Origin of the sequence: Paenibacillus sp. TC-CSREp1, from assembly GCF_050171015.1 — a bacterium.
Lineage (GTDB): Bacteria > Bacillota > Bacilli > Paenibacillales > Paenibacillaceae > Paenibacillus > Paenibacillus silvae.
Genome location: NZ_JBNOKM010000004.1, coordinates 354794 through 371282 on the forward strand (window position 1 = coordinate 354794; position 16489 = coordinate 371282).

Genomic DNA, 16489 nt, shown 5'->3' on the forward strand with positions numbered 1-16489 from the left:
TTTTGTCATCGTGCTTTTTCAGACCATTCTTCCACATTCCACGTTTTGGTGACCCAGCCTTCGTAAAAATCAGGTTCATGGGATACAAGCAAAACGGTTCCTTTGTATTCCTTCAACGCACGCTGAAGCTCGGCCTTCGCAGTAACATCCAGATGGTTCGTTGGCTCATCAAACAGCACCCAATTGCTTTCACGCATTAGCAGCTTGCACAAACGAACCTTAGCCTGCTCCCCACCGCTCAGCATGTTCAAAGGACGTGTAATATGTTCATTTTTGAGGCCGCAGCGGGCCAGATGTCCACGCACTTCATTTTGAGTCAGATGAGAAAACTCATTCCACACATCGTCAATCGGCGTGATATTTGCAGCACGTACTTCCTGCTCGAAGTATGCCGTCTCCAGATAATCTCCGAGAAAGGTTTTACCGCTAATGGGCGGGATTTTACCCAGAATTGTCTTGAGCAGTGTTGATTTGCCGACACCGTTACAGCCCACAATAGCAATCTTCTCTCCGCGTTCGATGGTCATCGTCATCTTTGGCAGGAGCGGATACGTGTAACCAATTTCAAAATCAACACCTTCAAACACGGTTTTGCTGCTTGCACGGGCATCCTTGAATTTAAAAGTTGGTTTTGCCGCTTCGTCCGGACGATCAATCCGCTCAATTTTGCCAAGCTGCTTTTCCCGGCTTTTTGCGCGTCCCGAGGTGGATGCACGAGCTTTATTCCGCTGAATAAAGTCCTCCTGCTTTTTAATATATTCCTGCTGCTTTTCATAAGCGTCAATATGCTGCGCCTTCTGCATATCCGCCATCTCCAGAAACTTCTCATAATTGGCAGCGTAGCGTGTGAGCTTGGCAAATTCCAGATGATAAATCACATTCACAACTTCATTCATAAATTCTGTATCATGTGATATCAACAGAAAGGCGTGCGGATAGTCTTTCAAATAACGCGTCAGCCATTCAATGTGCTCTACATCAAGATAGTTTGTCGGCTCATCCAATAATAAGGCAGTTGGCTTCTCCAGCAGCAGCTTTGCAAGCAACACCTTAGTGCGCTGTCCACCGCTCAGGGCAGCAACATCCCGATCAAGACCAATCGCATTTAACCCCAAACCGTTTGCCATTTCTTCCACTTTGACATCAATCAGATAAAAATCGCCCTGCTCCAGCTGCTCCTGAATTTCACCCATTTCCTCCAGCAGCTGCTCAAGTCTGTCCGGATCTGCATCGGCCATCTGATCGGTGATCTGCATCAGCTCCTTTTCCAGCTCAAGCAGTGGCAGAAAAGCATCCTACAGTACATCACGAATCGTTTTGCCAGGGGTCAGCTTTGTATGCTGATCCAGATATCCATAACGGACTTTAGGCGTCCATTCCACTTTACCGCTGTCTTTCAGCAGTTTACCCGTGAGGATATTCATAAGGGTTGATTTACCTGCACCATTGGCCCCGACCAGGCCGACGCGCTCTCCGGCAAGCAGACGAAAAGAAACATTTTTAAATAATGTACGGTCTCCAAAATTGTGACTGACATTCTCTACAGACAATAAACTCATAAGATGAGGCTGCTCCTATCTATTTACATGACTTTAGTTAATTTTTGAACCTTTATTTTAGCACAGGTTCTGTCTTTTCTGAAAGTAATGAAAATTGAGCAGAGCAATTATATTCAAAATAACCTTGAGCCGATGCCTGCCTCGATGTCGTAAACACCTCTTGAGCACGAAAGCCAGGATTGCAGGTGGCAGGATAATGATATTTAATACCTGTTGCGGGATCGAGCCCGCCAACAACTGCTGTTCTTTTGACCAGTCTGCCCCCGCCGATCGCAAAATTGTTTATTTTCTGATCCCCCACGGCGATTCCCTGCATAAAAGCGATAATACCGATGTCATTGATCGAATTGTACCAATCTTCCTGCGAAATCAGCGGCATCGTGAATACATAGGACACACCATTTTTTCTTGCAAACTCATTATGCCGATTAATGACCTCTGCAAGCTCGTCCTGAACAAGAGTCACGATTCGACTACGCCGTACCTGTTCAAATACAGTTGAATCCTGAAGCAGTCCGATCGTGCTGCTGTCAGCCAGTTCTTGCTGAAAGCCCTCGATCCATTTACCAGTACCAGCATCATATGCATACACATATCGATCAAGTGTAAAATTAATGCTGTTCCCATCCGAATCTGTATATGTATAAGGCCTTTTGGGGCTCCACACCTGTCTGAAGGACTGCTGCATATCCCCGGTCATCTCGTTTTCTTTGGCAAAAATATAATAACCGTCATAATCCAGTACAACGATGGCTGGAATGTAATCAAACATATGCTGAATAGCCCGCATATCATCCTGAATTCCCATATTTAGAGCCATCGTTTGTGTAAAGGTGGACAATGCCAGCTCCTTATCCGCTCTGACAAACTTGGCAGAATCATAAGCCGCCTCCGCATGCGGTTTCTCGTTCTGATGCATAACTGCACCTGCATCCATTACTGCGGTTTGAAGCGCTTTTTGGTAACGGGTTGCAAGCAGATTCGCCTTTTGTGCATCATCCGTATGAAGTGTGAGCATGTAAAAGAACGGGAAGAAAATCAATACAAACACGATGCCAAGCTCAGTAATCTTCATTCAGCACCATGCCTCCATGTGCAGTAAAAATCGCGGCCGCCTGCGCCGTACCACCTTGAAGCCATTCCCGAATAAGCATAGAAGGTGTACGATTGGTGCTTTTAAGGCTTACAGAGAAAAAATCCCCCACGCTTAGCGTATATCTGCGCCCAGGATCATCCACTGTCAATGTGCCTGACACCGGAAAGAGGCGTTCCCGGATCTGGTAAAAATAATAGCCGTCATGAACGACCTCATAGGTCCCCGTAAAGCTGCTCTGATTCATAGGGTCCGTATAACGCGGTACATATTTTTTATGCAAATGCTCCATGGAGAGTTCATAATTGTTGCCCGTCTGCGCTAACTGCTCTTCAAACTCTGCCAGCATTCGAGGAGAAATATATCCTTTGGTCCGCACAGCATCAACGAAACGAGTGACACTCTGGGACGCAGTCATCCGTGCTATGTCATCCTGACGTTGAGCCGTCTCGGCTGCAGGATAAATATAAAGCAGCAGCACGGCCAGCAGTACGGCCAATAATTTGGACGCTGCATTAATCATTGCTTTCTACCTCCTTCCGAAAAGAAAGCTTTAACAGTTCTCCCGCGTCGCTACGGTTATACACAGGCAGGTAACTGCCTTCCAGTTCGACCGGAATTGTGGCTGACGAATCAGCAAGCGGATCAATGACATATTCATGACCATCTACCTCCACCTGGACCCCGGTGCCTGTCATTTGCCGCACAGTATGCAGCACTTCAGCTCCAGTGTAACGATTCAGCTGACTTGAATGCAGCGTCGTATGGATTCTGCCATCCATTGCTGTAACGCTTGCTGCTCTTTCATTCAGGGCACCCGTTAAGATAGCGATGTTCCGCTGCCCGTACAGGCAGGCTGCCACAAAAAGCACAACCGCCGTACAGAACAGCATCAGATGCTGTGTATTACGTGACATGTTATAACAGCTCCAGTCAAGACTGCTGGAAAATCAGCCCTCTCACAACGTTGGATCGGTCCTTGATGATAATAGCCTTGAACTTACCACTCGGATTAACATATTGATTGTCTTTTTCACTCATCGTCTGATTGATGCTGCCTACCTTCTCATCTGGTGCAAGGACAGAGCCATAGTCCGCGTTGTTAATGTCTTGAGAGATGTTGAGCTGATTGCCATACCATTGTCCACCTCTATTTTTCCCTGTAATCACTTGAATGCCGAACTGGTCTTTGTCCGCGTATTTACGCAGAGCGTTTGTCACCTGTGATCCGCTTATGGTTGTCCCGTCATATACCGTAAATGCAGCCTGGGACAGCTCTGTTTGAATATCTGCAAAATTATTTTGCGCTGTTTTGGTAGCCTCCTGCGCTGATATAAACAACAACACCACAATCGTAATCAAAGCGATGGTCAAAAAGATTCCTGCGGCTACCTTCAAGGCACTTGATGCATTATTCATAAATGAAATACCCTCCTCTAATTTATATTGGTTAATATCCCGTCTCCAACTGCTTCGCGAATCAGTTCTGTATGCTACAGCTTCTGAATTTGTTCATAGTACATGTTCATCTGCACAAAGCTCATACCAACCAGCGGAATGACCAGATACAGAAAAATCAAGGCATACATCGGTGCGAAACCGATTGTTCTTCCCCAGCCTGCTTTAATATCAATCATTTTGCTGTACTCCTGTTTACGCTGTTCAAAATAAAAGGACATCATGCTCTCCAGATCATCGAACGCTTCACGGATAGAGATTTTACCCAGCGCAAGCTGCAGCTTATCAATCAAACGCTGAAACTCAGGCAGCCCCACCTCCTCTTTTAATTGCTCAAGCGCGTCTTCGGGACCATGCTCGAAGTGTAACAAACACTTTTGCAGCGGCCTCTTGAAAATGACAGCAAATCGATTCAGCCATTCAACCATTTCCTCCACAGACATGCGATCCATCTCACGCAAAATCGAAATCACCGTTTGAAACTGATAGATTTCATGCCGCATATCCATGCTTCGCATCTTACGCTGGAACAACATAAGCCAGATCGGCAGATGATAACCGCATAGAGCAATGCTTATGGCCAAAACCACTTCCCACCAGCGCATATACTGCTTGTTATACGATTCGATCTTTTCCATAATGCGTGTAACTGCTTCCGCCTGTGCATCGTGATTCATTGCAAGCGGTGCAAGCTGCTGCATTGCTTCAGAAATATCCTCATACGAAACTCCACGCTGCATCCCCACGTACTCCATAACCGAACGGTCCAGCTGTGTCTTGACTTCAGCCACCTTCAGATCTGCTTCAGACATCGCACCGAACATGCGGTCATCCCTGATGGGATCATACAGGATGTGATTACGCTGAACCTGGTGCAGCAGAAGTATAAAACCCACAGTCAGAACCAGACAGCTGACAAATAACATAAGTCTGCGTATCGCCAGCCATTCGTATTTCAACTCGATACTGCTCTCTCTCATGAGCCGGATTATCTGATGATATGAAGCACTGCCTGGCTTGGGGGTGAACAGCATAGCCAGCCTTCGTAAAAAGAGCTGCTTATACAAAAAACGATCCAGTCTGGAATGCTTTTGTCCGGAACGGTAACGAGTCTCATCGTACTGCTGAAGCCGCTGCAGCAGCAGGTAGGCAACAATGATGATCACGTAGATGGATATTTTCGTGATAAAGCCAAGCTTGCTCCGATAAAACTCATCCATTGTAGGGAAACTGAGCCTGGCCCATCGCTCAATCGGACCTGTAAACAGCACAGGGGCAAGCGCGATCACATTTAATCCTTGCAGCATATAGTCGAGTCGATCACGTCTCAAAATCTCCAGATGAATCTCCTGAGTCAGATGACTTAATCCTTGAAGATAAATAGATCCCTGCTCCTTGTGCTTGTCACCAAACTCCATAACCATATAAGAAATACCGGCGAACCCTTTCAGAAAACGATTGGGCGCAATCTCGTAATAGCGCTCCAGCGCTTCATTGGGATCGGGAGAGGTCAGTGCTTCATAGATCAGCCTTACTTGCTCGGCAGCTTCCCCTGTTCCCGCCTCGGCGGCTTCATATAATGCTTCCTCAACCATTCCATGCTGATGATACCGATGTCTCACATCTGCAAACAGATCAAGCATCTGTACAAGCAGCTTCTTCTCCATCCGGCTCAGGCACATATCCAGCACAAGACTATTTAAAACAACGGCGCAGAGAATGGACAGGATAACAAAAGCAAGTCCCGGTTGCAGCAAGAACAGCACAATACTAACACTTCCATACCCGCCTATAATGATAAGCACAATACTCATTGTTAGACGTCTGAGTGTAGGTTCATCCCTGGCATAGCGATAGGAGATTCTTTTTCTGACCTGTAAAATATATGTCGATATCCCAGGCATCTTGATGCCAAGCCGATATGCCTGCAGCAGGAGGGAACCCCAGCCTTTATATCTCTTGCCTCGAATGGGAATTACAAGGGCAGCAGCATGTATCGGCAGTGCCCCTTTTCTCCGCAGTACATACAGGATCATCTGGGTAATTACCAGGCCAACTGCACAGACACCTAATACCAGCAGCAAGAGCCACTTAACACTCATTGGTCTTCCCCCCAATACTGCCCGATGAATCGAGCGAAATGTTCCGCATCCTGCAGCGTCATCTGCTCCCGCATCTCCGTTATGCTTAAAAGGGAAAGCGGCGCATTTGCCACATATGTCCCGTCCCGATACTCCACAACATTACGAGATGCAAATCCATTCCTCTCTTGAGCCATTCCTGCAGGGCCAGCATGTGGAATACATTCGGTGATTCGTTCAATATATCTGCGTCCTTCTGCATCCTTTTTCATGTGAACATCGAAATTAATCACACTGACGACCTGTTCCTCTGCAATATGTTCATGCTGGAACATGCCTGTTTTCAGCAATGAATTGCGAAGTGAAAATACCAGATCACGAAATGTTTTGGCATGATGCGTAAACAGGGTAAACAGGGATGCCACTTGAGACATCTGGATCATCCATGCAGCCACCTCATCACTTGCTACCTCACCGAGAATGTTCACTGTACCATCTGTTTTTTTCTGTAAATCCAACCCCTGCTGTCCAGATATATGCTCTGTCTCACGAAAACTGAGAATGTTACGGCGGCTGTAAATCCGTCTTAATTGCAGTTCAAACGCCATTTCCTGTACCCTGAGGGTGTACGAAGCATAGATGTGCTTGACCATAGCCATCAGTAATGTCGTTTTACCAGACCCTTGTGCACCCGTCACCGCTGTAATCCGGCTGCCTTTCATCAAATATTGAAGGAGTTGGATTGGTAACTGTGCGTTGTTACCTGTAATCAGCTGTTCAAGTGATGCATTAGGAATATCAAATTTTCGTACAAAGAACGCCCATGATTCGGCAAATGGCGGACGAACCACAACAACACGCGAGCCGTCTTTCATTTCATTGACTTTATAACCACTAGCCTCCGACAATTGACCAGGATAGTTGTATTTGTATATGTTTTGACATACACGCTTCAATTCCCGGTTGCTGCCAAAGCTTAAAAAGGACAAATGAATCGACTTTCCTTTATAAAATATCCAGACACTTTGCACGCCGCTAACCGGTTCTTCGTACTGCTGATCCTCGAAAGCATGTTCCAGCAGGTCATTCCAGGAAGCAGGAGTGTAATGATTCATATGTGGAAGCACCTCTGGAATCCCGTTTACCCCTCCGCTTACCCCGTCAATCCGTTGGTCACGAATCTCATCTACAACCGAGAATCCTTTATAGCTCTGGTAGATACGCTGCACAATAATTTCGACCTTTTCTCTGAATTCCAGCTCGCGATACTCACATTCAAAGACATATTGGATATCCTGCTCGGAAATATAATAGCTTCCACCATCTTCAGAATTCGCTTCCAGCCTGAGTTTACCCAGATCATACGTGTCAATCATTCTGGAAAGTGCATCCGTACCAAATTGCTGACGATAAATATAAAAGACAATTTCAAAACGATCCTGTGCAGTCAAACGTTCGGGCTCTGCAAACATCATAACTTCATCCGCATTAGACTTGTTCAGACCAATCGTTCTTGTCAGCAGATCTGCGATCAGGTTTTTGACATACGTTTTGTCACTGATGCTTCCCGATACACATCCCTTCAGTGCCTTTCTCATCTCGGCACGCTGATTTACTCTTCGGCGATACTCCTCTTCATGTAAACCCGCATCCGCAAGCTGACTGTGGCTTATTTCATGCAATGAATGTTTAACCTGATTAATTAATGATTCAATGGTAAGAGCTTCTCGCTCAGGTAATGCTTCATTTTGTTCCCGAAGTACGGCGCGATACTTAAACCAGATAAAATACAAACCGGCCATAACAATCATCGTTATGCCTATCGAATTCATGAGCATTGGATATTCAGGCTCCCCTTTCCAGCCTCTTCAGTACAGTACGCATCTCCGCACCATCCATCATCAGGCGGGCAAGTTCACCCAGACCAGCGGCAAAACTCCCTTTACGGGCATGTTTGCTGTCTCCCTGAATCTCAAGCTGCAGATATCTGGCCGCATCTCTGCGATTCATAGCATCCAGGCAGCTGGTCGTGTACGGGATCGCAGACAAACTTCCCTTATATTTGAAGCCACGCTTAATATTAGAGAGAGTTGCACGAGATTGAGAGTCATATTTATTAATGAGCACATGCACTTTCTTTTCACGCAGCTGATCTGGCATAATCTGTCCAAAGAAGGTTTCCAGGTTCCTCATATTCTGATTCAGCACAGCAACAACACAGTCTGCTTCCCTTAGCATTAGCGGTGTATCGACATGGTCATGAGGCGCATCCAGAAGAATCAGATCGTAACATTGATTAGCCGTATGCAGCAGTTTTTTGAGCATTTCCCCTTTGAATCCGGCGGAACGCTCGGCCCTGTTCTGACTTCCGGTGAGCAGATCCAATCGATCCTTCAGAAGCGGCTTGGTGTAGTCTCTTAAATTGTGTTTGCTCAGATTACCGCTAATAAACAATCGCTCTACAGCATCCAGGCCGTTCTCTTCAAAAGAAAACAACACTTCGGATGAAAGTTTCTCGTCTTTAAACAAACTTGCTTCGATACCCTCGCCTGCCAGGCCTGTATTCACCAGCAGCACTCTCGTTCTATATTGGAGTGCCAACGCATAAGCACCGATTAGAGTACTTGAGGAGCAGCCCGTTGCAGGAAAAGGGCTCCAGAAGGAGATTGTGCTCATGCCCTCATCCTCCCCGCAGCCTTCATTGCACGACGACTGTGCATGCGCTCCCAGCCAGTGAATTGCTGCACAACACGACATAACGTTTTTTTGTAGTTTCGCGATAAATGCCCCAGTTCTACCCGGTGATGATGCTCGTTTTCCAGCTTAACGGCTGCACTCAGCTCGTCCCACGGAAGGATCAGCGATTCCCCGGTCCATGTGAAGGGACTTCCCTCCAGATAAGCCCACAGATAATGCGCTTCAAGCTTGCAGTCCACGCCGTTGATCAGCATGCGGTGGAAGGTCAGCTCTGGAGGCAGCTCCTGTTCAGCAAGCAGCTGCTCCAGCCATGCTTTGCCGCGCTCCAGATTGTACCTTTCATAATCACTTACCCAGACACGCACCTCTGCCGCAAGCCACAGATTTCGCGAAGCAAAGTGTAACGTCTCCAGGTCGTATAATACATAATCATACCCTTCCATACTGTCGCCGTTTACCTGCAAATGCTGCTCTACTGCCGTTGAAGTCACAAATTGACATGCAATATCAAAGCCCTCAAATTCCACAATTCGCAGTGACTGGTGACGATGATCTCCAACACTGTGTCCATATTTTTGCTGCAGCGTACCATCGACCAGCAGCACACGCTTACCCGTTGAAGCAAGTATTTTGCACAGGTATAACATTAAATCATGCTTCTCACATAAACTTGCCAGCATCCATATATGCATGAAAAAGCACTCCCTTCTTGTCTCAAAATCTATTCATTTCCCGTTAACAACTGCTGCTGCTCATCAAGTGTCGAGGAATCGAGAACATTCGATGCATTCCCCGCTTGATCCGATGTACTTCCTGAACCATCGTTCCAAAAGGTTCCCGCCGATGATGACTCTTGTGCGGACGGTCTTTTGTTATATGTAACCGACGATTGGGCGACATCCTGTTCTATGCCTTTGGATGGTGCAGACATGGAAGCAGCTAACGAGCTTTCGAGCGAGCTGCGCACCTGTCTGGTTAACTCCTGTTCGGCATGCCGCACAATGTTTGGATCACTCTCCAGCAGCTTTAACACTTCGGAATTGGCTGGATATGTGGGAATAGCCGCTGTCTGGAACTGTGGTTCAACATACGTCAGAGCATAGATTGAAGCTTTATGTAAGTAAGCATCTACGATTGCGCTGGACAGTGACAAAATCTCTTCTTCCGTCATCGTAACCCATAAAGTTGCTGCATTTAGCCGCTCCACTTTTTTCTTGGATAACAGAATGTAATCCTGTCCGGTTGGAAACTGAATCCGTATATCGATCATATCTCCTTTAGCCAAAGAAGAAGGCAGCAACACCACCTGCAGCTCGCGGTTTCTTAAATCGGATGGAGCCGGCGTATCTTCATAGACCATTTCGGTCGTAATCGCTGTTCCTTTTTTCAGCTCGATCTTGGCTACCTGACCCTGCAGCTTCTTTGTACTGGACCACAGATTTCGAGGGGCCTGCGCATCAGGTATCGCAATCAGCTTCAGATCATCGGGCATGACAGGCTCACCAGCTTCAATATCCCTGATTGTCACCCAGCCCTGAGCTCCTGAATTCCACTGCTGCAACAATTCAGCCTGCTTTTCCTCGTATGCTGAAGCGTAACGGTCTTCAATCACTGACCTGACATGCTCGGCAGTTCTGACCTCATATATCACGTATCCCGCAAAGAACATCCCCACCACTCCAGCTCCAATCAGCCCTGCGTAAATCCGCTCACGACTTTGTTTTCTTAATTTGGACAAAAGAGGCTCTCCTTTCGTTATCTCCTCTATTCAACTGGTCTTCTTCGTGAAAAAAATGAACGTTTTCTGGACTGCTTTGCCATTAGATGCCCCAGAATATGTGAAAACACCTTATCCGTATGTGAGTCCTTGTCAAACGGGTCCAGCTGCAGCGGCAGTCCGTAAACACTGGACGTATCCAGATTTCTGCGTACACGCTCCACAGCATCTGCTGCAGCAAGCGGAAGACAATATATCCATTTATCTTGGGGATAGCTGTGATGCGTGCGGACAAAAGCAGTAATCTCGGCCTGTTTCCATTCCGCACCCGACCCGACAACGATGGGCAGATCCGCACGCAGAAACTCTTCCAGCCGATTCTGATCCTGACCGCTCCCGAGATCCATCACAATAAACTGGTAGCTGCCACCCAGCAGGGATAAAATATCCGCTCGGCCAGACTGCTTCCAATAATGCACACCGTCCACGGCAAACTTCCTTCCTGTCGCCACAGCTTTACCACCTTGCACGACTTGCTGAATGCGAGCAAACGATTGGGAACGTGGAGACATCTCAATTACAGCAACTTTATAGTTCTGCCGCTCCAGAAAATGGCTGATGGCTATCGCGGTGTGTGTCACTCCTGCTCCGGCAGAGGTTCCCGTTAATGCTATAACTCTGGTCCCTCCACTAAACATCAGCTGTGATTCGGAAGCAGAGGCGGGAACCGCCGCTCCCGGTATTCGCAGAAGCTCCTTCCTCACCTCATCGGCCGTTTGGAAGCGTTCCTCGGCGTTATACCTTAGCAGCCGCCTGGCTACAGGAATATAGGTGCGAGGCACATCACTTCGTATCGAGCTTTCGACCCCTTGAATCCATTCGGTATAAGCTCCGCTCGTCATCAGATATAACATTAAAGCGCCAAGACCATACAGATCGGAGCGGGCATCCGTTTGCCCTGAACCATATTGTTCGGGTGCTGCAAACCCTGCGGTTCCCAGCTTGATCGTGTCCTCTGTGTGCTGCCTTTTGTAGCTGCGAGCGATGCCAAAATCAATTAAACGTACTTCATGCTCTGGTGTAATCATAATGTTAGACGGCTTCATATCCCTGTAGATGACGGGCGGGTCCAGATTATGCAGATAACTTAGTACATCGAGCAGCTGAAGCAGAAATTCAGCGAACTGCTGGATCGGGATTTTACCCCTGCACTGCTTGATGTAATCGCTAAGCGTCAAACCCTCGATGTACTCCATCACCAGGTACGTATACCCCTCTTCATCAGGTGCGAAAAAATCAACAATTTGCGGAAGTCTCGGATGACGCAGCGATGTGAGTAGCGACGCCTCCCTTTCTACACTTCCCTCGTAAGGCATCTCCGTGACACTTTCTTTCACAGCCCACATTTTCCCTGGCAGCTTCAGATCCTCTGCCTCATACACGTAGCTCATCCCGCCTGATGCCAGCACCGACAGGATACGATATCTTCCTCCCAGCAGGCTTCCGCGTTCCAGCCTGACCGGATGTCTCATAGGTTTACCTCCTTCCACACAGCACAAAAAAGGGAAAGCTTCACCGAAACGAACCAACCAGCATGCTGGTTAAGTTCACTTTGGGATGCTTTCCCTCAAAATTTGTAACGTTATGGTTAATATTGGTATCATTATAGTATACAGCATCATTCGTTGTAAAGCAGAAATTTCATAACATATATGATTTAATATTTAATCATATAGAGCGTGATCTCCTCACGGTTATGAAACAGCTGCTTCGAACGCTGAATCTGCATGCGTGAACGCTCAAACGTATCAATGACTTCCTTGATCAGCGCGAGCGGTTTCTTATGCAGCAATTTTACCGTTACAATAGCGGTTCCACCAGATTGCAAGCTGTATAACAAATCCGATACGAGTCTGCTCATCAGCTTGGGACTCCAGCTCATATCACATACAAGCAAGTCGAATTCTCCTTCGCGGAAGCGGACATCGCCTGCATTTTTTTTCAAAAACGTCAATTTGGGCGAAGCCAGCAGAGATGCATCCATTTTGGCAGGATCAACAGCCGTCACTTCAAGTCCGCGCTCCAGCAGGAACGATGTCCAGCCTCCTGGCGCTGCTCCGATATCCAGTGCTTTGTGAAAAGAAGTAAAATCAATGCCAAACGTTTGCTCTGCTTCAAGCAGCTTGAACTTGGCTCGTGAAATCTGTCCTTCTTCCTTCTGGAAACGAACTGCCCCGCCGCTCCAGTCGGACAGATTCTGATCAGGTCTGGACACACCGGCATATAACATGTCATCCGCAGCAAATACCGAGATAACATACTCGGCGTCCCGAATAACCCACTCACATCCGAGTTCATCCAGCTTCTCTGTCAGCGTTTGTTTCAAGGAAGCGGCATTTTCGCGCCAGAAAGAAGCTTCTGTTTTACGCGTTTGCAGAACGACCTGAGCACCAGACAATTCCTTATGATTTAGAATGAAGGCCACCAGTTTTTCCAGCGACTGCGCAGCATCTTCTGTATTTTCCTGAAATTGCACAGGCTGAATATGACGTAAAAACGTTGGAGACTCCTGCAGCAGCCTGACCGAAACCTCTTCCTCTGCAGCAGGCAGGCCGGCAAGCAAAATCTCACCTGGTACCAGCACAGTGCTCTTCACTGCACCGAAGGTTCGGCGCAGTTCCTCCTGAGCATAAGGTGCAAAGCCATGATTGGCCGTGCATATGAAACGGGAAAAGTCGCCTTCTCCCCATGACGATTGTGTACTCAACTTGTGTTACCCTCCAGAACGTACGCGTATCCACGGCCGGCCTTCATGCCACTGTATATCCACCGGGATATCATACGTATGCTTAATTGTTTCTTCTGTTAATACCTCATGCTTCGGCCCCGCAGCCGCAATCCGTCCATCACGAACCAGAGCAACATGTGTGAAAAGAGGTACAATCTCTTCCACATGGTGGGTGACGTATACCACCGTCATATTTCGCTGACGCAGACGATCAATCTCGATCAGCATCTTCTCGCGTTCATACAGATCAAGACCGGCACAGGGCTCGTCCATAATAAGCAGCTTAGGCTCAGCCATCAATGAACGTGCGAGCATGACTTTTTTGCGTTCTCCCTGGGATAAAGTGCCCAACGGCTGATTCGCCAACTTGGTAAAGCCCATGTCGTGCAGCAGCTGCATGGCCTTGTTCTTCACTTCATCAGGAATCGTCTGGTAAAAGCGTAAAAAGGCATAAGCCCCTGTAGCGACAACTTCCCACACCGGATCACGCAAGGTCAGCTTTTCAATCAGCGTTTGACTGATATAACCGATCTCTTTGCGAACCTCCCTGACGTCGCATTGTCCATAAACATTGCCGAGCACTTCAATACGACCTTGACTTGGGAAAAGATAACCGTTCATCATCTCCAGCAGTGTGGTTTTGCCTGAGCCATTACGGCCCAGAATTACCCAGTGTTCACCTGGTTCGATTCGTAAATGAACGTCATCAAGAATCTGATGCTCTTCACGGCGCAGCGAAATTTTCTCCATAGCGACAACACTCATCTCACTACCACCTTCCGAATTTCATTCAGCAGATGCTCCACCGAATTCATGCGGTACACCATCGAGGGTACATCCATTTCCCCATCAAACAGCATCAGCGCAGGTACGCTTGAAATCTGGAACTGCTGCACAAGTTCAGGAATGTCATGAATGTTCATCTCATATAAAATGTTGTCAGGAAGCATATGCTCTGTAACCTCCAGCATGCGGCGAGCCGCCGCGCACGTTCCACACAGCGGAGTATAGATAAAAACAGCCTGAGGCACGCCTTCCCATACACCGCGCATTAACAATTTCGATGTGATCGGCTTCATAACTTCTCAGCCTCTGCAGCTACACGCAGCATTACTTCACCTGTCATCGGCCCGTTATGAATAACCACCGAATCAGGTTTGTTGCTGTACAGCATCTCGAACATCTGACGCTTTCCATACATACTTGAAGTATGTAAATAGATTTGACTTGGATACAGCCCTTCTCTTACAATCGCTGCAGCCACTTCACCACCGTTCATCGAATCCGGCCCAAGCTCATAATCCAGCGAAAGAATGTCTACATCGCCTTCTCTCAGGAGCATAAGACATTCCTCGGCATTGGTTGCCAGAACAAACCCTTTTGGACAAGAACGATAATCATCCAGAAAAACATGCATCGTCTCGCACCTCCCCAACTTATAACCAGGAACGCATGATCTTTATATCCTCACGATGCGTTCCGTCTTCTCCCGCTTCTGTCTCCAGTACAACAACGGATTGATGAATCTCCGGCGATTGCAGCAGACTTTGCATGGAAGAAAAACCGATCTCTCCCTGACCAATCCTCGCATGCCTGTCTTTGTTCAAGCCGGAGGCGTATTTGGAATCATTAAAATGAACAGCGGCCAGTGCATCCCAGTACCCAAGCTGCCTGCCCTTATCCAGTAAAGCCGCCTCATCTCCGGCAGTCCACATCCCTGAAGCAAAAGCATGACATGTGTCGAAACAAAAAGCAATATGTTCCGGGTACCGGCTTAGCTTGCGAATCTGTATCATCTCTTCCATCGTTGTTCCCATAGGCCCATGATCGCCAGCTTGATTTTCCAATAAAATCTTGGCCTCACCCTGCCACTGTTCAAGTACAGTATCCAGACATTGAATCAGATTGTGGTATCCTTCCAGCGGGTCTCTGGTCTGAAGATGTCCAAAATGAACAACCGTTCCCACCGAGCCGCACGCATCAGAGATTTCAAGATCATTACGTATGGAATCAACTACAGCATGAAACCCCGCCTCTCCACGGGTCATGCCAAGCGCCGGATTCGTAGGATAAGGTGAATGGGCAATGGAGGCAAGTCCATGCGCTTCACACCAATCCCGGCACTGAGCAGCATCCTTCGGATCAAAGCGTTTCAAGCTGAGACTGCGCGGGTTTTTCGGAAAATACTGAAAAGCCGTTGCTCCCATCTCATATGCCCGTTTGGCCGCTTGTACAAATCCCCCTCTGGTGCTGACATGTGCCCCGATGCCGGTTTTAGGCCTCATGCTGACAGTTCGGACAGAAAAATGCTTTTTTGCCCGTAATTTCAACACGCTCAATGATTCCCCCGCAGCGCGGACAAGCCTCGCCTTCCCGATCATACACCCGACACTGCTCGTCAAACTTACCGGTTTTGGTATCTCCCTGCATCAAAGGCATCTCCATATAACCACCCTCGGATGCGGCTTCACGCAGCACGGACTGCATCGCATGATACAGACGCTCTGTCAACTCGGGCGAGCTCGCGATATTCTGTGTTTTGGAGCTTGGTCTGAGACTCGCTGCAAAAGCAATCTCATCGGAATAACAGTTGCCAATGCCCGCAATAATATGCTGATTCACCAGCGTTGTTTTGAGTGTTCCCCGGCGTCCTTTGAGGAGGGAAGCAAAGCGTTCCAGATTCATTCGCCGGTCCAGCGGCTCTGGACCCAGATCAGCCATGGCTGCTTCCGTTTCTTTCGAAGTCATCAGATGCAGATATCCGAGACGCAAGCCGATGAAAAACAGAATATGATCTCCAAATTGAAGCTCTACCTGTGTGGTGCGGTCAGGACGCTCGTCCTCCGTGCCCCAGAACAGCATGCCGCCCAGCATCAGGTGAAGCACCAGACGTTTGCCATTTGCGAGGTGAAAAATCAGATGTTTTGCCCTGCGCTCGACAAAAATAATACGGTTACCCGTCAGTTCACTTACGAACACGTCCGTTGATGTATTAATCGTTTTCTCACGATTCACAACGACACCGGTAATCAGTTTATCAAGTATATGCTCGGACAGTAACGTCCGGTAGTTTTCCATTTCCGGCAACTCTGGCAT

16 protein-coding genes and 1 pseudogene are annotated in these 16489 nt (G+C 47.7%); all 17 read right to left on the bottom strand.

What is annotated here, in order from left to right:
* Nucleotides 1–5: 5 nt before the first annotated feature.
* The 17 genes and pseudogenes from ACQSGY_RS08200 to ACQSGY_RS08280 all read right to left on the bottom strand — a co-directional run bounded on the left by ACQSGY_RS08200 (nucleotide 6) and on the right by ACQSGY_RS08280 (nucleotide 16489).
* Nucleotides 6–1559: pseudogene (locus ACQSGY_RS08200) on the bottom strand (ABC-F family ATP-binding cassette domain-containing protein).
* A 52-nt stretch (nucleotides 1560–1611) separates the two neighbouring features.
* Nucleotides 1612–2634 carry a hypothetical protein gene (locus ACQSGY_RS08205; protein ID WP_427051475.1) on the bottom strand — a complete coding sequence of 341 codons (1023 nt, stop codon included), beginning with the start codon at nucleotides 2632–2634 and terminating at the stop codon, nucleotides 1612–1614.
* Nucleotides 2621–3175 carry a hypothetical protein gene (locus tag ACQSGY_RS08210; RefSeq protein WP_427051476.1) on the bottom strand — a complete coding sequence of 185 codons (555 nt, stop codon included), beginning with the start codon at nucleotides 3173–3175 and terminating at the stop codon, nucleotides 2621–2623. The genes ACQSGY_RS08205 and ACQSGY_RS08210 overlap by 14 nt, the downstream gene beginning before the upstream one ends.
* Nucleotides 3168–3569 carry a hypothetical protein gene (locus tag ACQSGY_RS08215; protein WP_427051477.1) on the bottom strand — a complete coding sequence of 134 codons (402 nt, stop codon included), beginning with the start codon at nucleotides 3567–3569 and terminating at the stop codon, nucleotides 3168–3170. Before ACQSGY_RS08215 ends, ACQSGY_RS08210 begins: the two co-directional genes overlap by 8 nt.
* Nucleotides 3570–3585: 16 nt before the next feature.
* Entirely contained in the window at nucleotides 3586–4071 is a 486-nt protein-coding gene (locus ACQSGY_RS08220; protein ID WP_111271715.1) for an ABC transporter permease, read from the bottom strand.
* 74 nt (nucleotides 4072–4145) lie between these two features.
* Complete coding sequence (locus tag ACQSGY_RS08225; protein WP_427051478.1) at nucleotides 4146–6212, bottom strand: hypothetical protein; 2067 nt, start codon at nucleotides 6210–6212, stop codon at nucleotides 4146–4148.
* Nucleotides 6209–8029: an ATPase, T2SS/T4P/T4SS family gene (locus ACQSGY_RS08230; RefSeq protein WP_427051479.1), complete on the bottom strand. Its 1821-nt coding sequence runs from the start codon at nucleotides 8027–8029 to the stop codon at nucleotides 6209–6211. The genes ACQSGY_RS08225 and ACQSGY_RS08230 overlap by 4 nt, the downstream gene beginning before the upstream one ends.
* Before the next feature lie 7 nt (nucleotides 8030–8036).
* Nucleotides 8037–8867: a hypothetical protein gene (locus ACQSGY_RS08235; protein ID WP_427051480.1), complete on the bottom strand. Its 831-nt coding sequence runs from the start codon at nucleotides 8865–8867 to the stop codon at nucleotides 8037–8039.
* Nucleotides 8864–9580, bottom strand: a complete 717-nt coding sequence (locus ACQSGY_RS08240; protein ID WP_427051481.1) for a hypothetical protein — start codon at nucleotides 9578–9580, stop codon at nucleotides 8864–8866. Before ACQSGY_RS08240 ends, ACQSGY_RS08235 begins: the two co-directional genes overlap by 4 nt.
* A gap of 29 nt (nucleotides 9581–9609) precedes the next feature.
* Nucleotides 9610–10626 carry an SAF domain-containing protein gene (locus ACQSGY_RS08245; RefSeq protein WP_427051482.1) on the bottom strand — a complete coding sequence of 339 codons (1017 nt, stop codon included), beginning with the start codon at nucleotides 10624–10626 and terminating at the stop codon, nucleotides 9610–9612.
* Nucleotides 10627–10652: 26 nt separating this feature from the next.
* Nucleotides 10653–12137: a serine/threonine protein kinase gene (locus ACQSGY_RS08250; RefSeq protein ID WP_427051483.1), complete on the bottom strand. Its 1485-nt coding sequence runs from the start codon at nucleotides 12135–12137 to the stop codon at nucleotides 10653–10655.
* Nucleotides 12138–12322: 185 nt separating this feature from the next.
* Entirely contained in the window at nucleotides 12323–13372 is a 1050-nt protein-coding gene (locus ACQSGY_RS08255; protein ID WP_427051484.1) for an SAM-dependent methyltransferase, read from the bottom strand.
* Between the two features lie 6 nt (nucleotides 13373–13378).
* Nucleotides 13379–14158 (bottom strand): ABC transporter ATP-binding protein, encoded by a 780-nt coding sequence (locus ACQSGY_RS08260; RefSeq protein WP_216514509.1) that lies wholly within the window; start codon nucleotides 14156–14158, stop codon nucleotides 13379–13381.
* Nucleotides 14155–14472 (bottom strand): thioredoxin family protein, encoded by a 318-nt coding sequence (locus tag ACQSGY_RS08265; RefSeq protein WP_145401818.1) that lies wholly within the window; start codon nucleotides 14470–14472, stop codon nucleotides 14155–14157. The genes ACQSGY_RS08260 and ACQSGY_RS08265 overlap by 4 nt, the downstream gene beginning before the upstream one ends.
* Nucleotides 14469–14810 (bottom strand): cyclic-phosphate processing receiver domain-containing protein, encoded by a 342-nt coding sequence (locus tag ACQSGY_RS08270; protein WP_427051485.1) that lies wholly within the window; start codon nucleotides 14808–14810, stop codon nucleotides 14469–14471. The genes ACQSGY_RS08265 and ACQSGY_RS08270 overlap by 4 nt, the downstream gene beginning before the upstream one ends.
* A 19-nt stretch (nucleotides 14811–14829) precedes the next feature.
* A complete protein-coding gene (locus ACQSGY_RS08275; protein ID WP_427051486.1) occupies nucleotides 14830–15678 on the bottom strand; it encodes a deoxyribonuclease IV in 849 nt (282 codons plus the stop codon).
* Nucleotides 15668–16489 (bottom strand): Fpg/Nei family DNA glycosylase, encoded by an 822-nt coding sequence (locus tag ACQSGY_RS08280; RefSeq protein ID WP_427051487.1) that lies wholly within the window; start codon nucleotides 16487–16489, stop codon nucleotides 15668–15670. Before ACQSGY_RS08280 ends, ACQSGY_RS08275 begins: the two co-directional genes overlap by 11 nt.

Bases quoted from the DNA above. Each gene is read 5' to 3' on its own strand.
- ACQSGY_RS08225 (WP_427051478.1), bottom strand. From the start codon at position 6,212: ATGAGTGTTAAGTGGCTCTTGCTGCTGGTATTAGGTGTCTGTGCAGTT.
- ACQSGY_RS08260 (WP_216514509.1), bottom strand. From the start codon at position 14,158: ATGAGTGTTGTCGCTATGGAGAAAATTTCGCTGCGCCGTGAAGAGCAT.
- ACQSGY_RS08230 (WP_427051479.1), bottom strand. From the start codon at position 8,029: ATGCTCATGAATTCGATAGGCATAACGATGATTGTTATGGCCGGTTTG.
- ACQSGY_RS08265 (WP_145401818.1), bottom strand. From the start codon at position 14,472: ATGAAGCCGATCACATCGAAATTGTTAATGCGCGGTGTATGGGAAGGC.
- ACQSGY_RS08250 (WP_427051483.1), bottom strand. From the start codon at position 12,137: ATGAGACATCCGGTCAGGCTGGAACGCGGAAGCCTGCTGGGAGGAAGA.
- ACQSGY_RS08270 (WP_427051485.1), bottom strand. From the start codon at position 14,810: ATGCATGTTTTTCTGGATGATTATCGTTCTTGTCCAAAAGGGTTTGTT.
- ACQSGY_RS08275 (WP_427051486.1), bottom strand. From the start codon at position 15,678: ATGAGGCCTAAAACCGGCATCGGGGCACATGTCAGCACCAGAGGGGGA.
- ACQSGY_RS08235 (WP_427051480.1), bottom strand. From the start codon at position 8,867: ATGAGCACAATCTCCTTCTGGAGCCCTTTTCCTGCAACGGGCTGCTCC.
- ACQSGY_RS08205 (WP_427051475.1), bottom strand. From the start codon at position 2,634: ATGAAGATTACTGAGCTTGGCATCGTGTTTGTATTGATTTTCTTCCCG.
- ACQSGY_RS08210 (WP_427051476.1), bottom strand. From the start codon at position 3,175: ATGATTAATGCAGCGTCCAAATTATTGGCCGTACTGCTGGCCGTGCTG.
- ACQSGY_RS08240 (WP_427051481.1), bottom strand. From the start codon at position 9,580: ATGCATATATGGATGCTGGCAAGTTTATGTGAGAAGCATGATTTAATG.
- ACQSGY_RS08215 (WP_427051477.1), bottom strand. From the start codon at position 3,569: ATGTCACGTAATACACAGCATCTGATGCTGTTCTGTACGGCGGTTGTG.
- ACQSGY_RS08220 (WP_111271715.1), bottom strand. From the start codon at position 4,071: ATGAATAATGCATCAAGTGCCTTGAAGGTAGCCGCAGGAATCTTTTTG.
- ACQSGY_RS08280 (WP_427051487.1), bottom strand. From the start codon at position 16,489: ATGCCAGAGTTGCCGGAAATGGAAAACTACCGGACGTTACTGTCCGAG.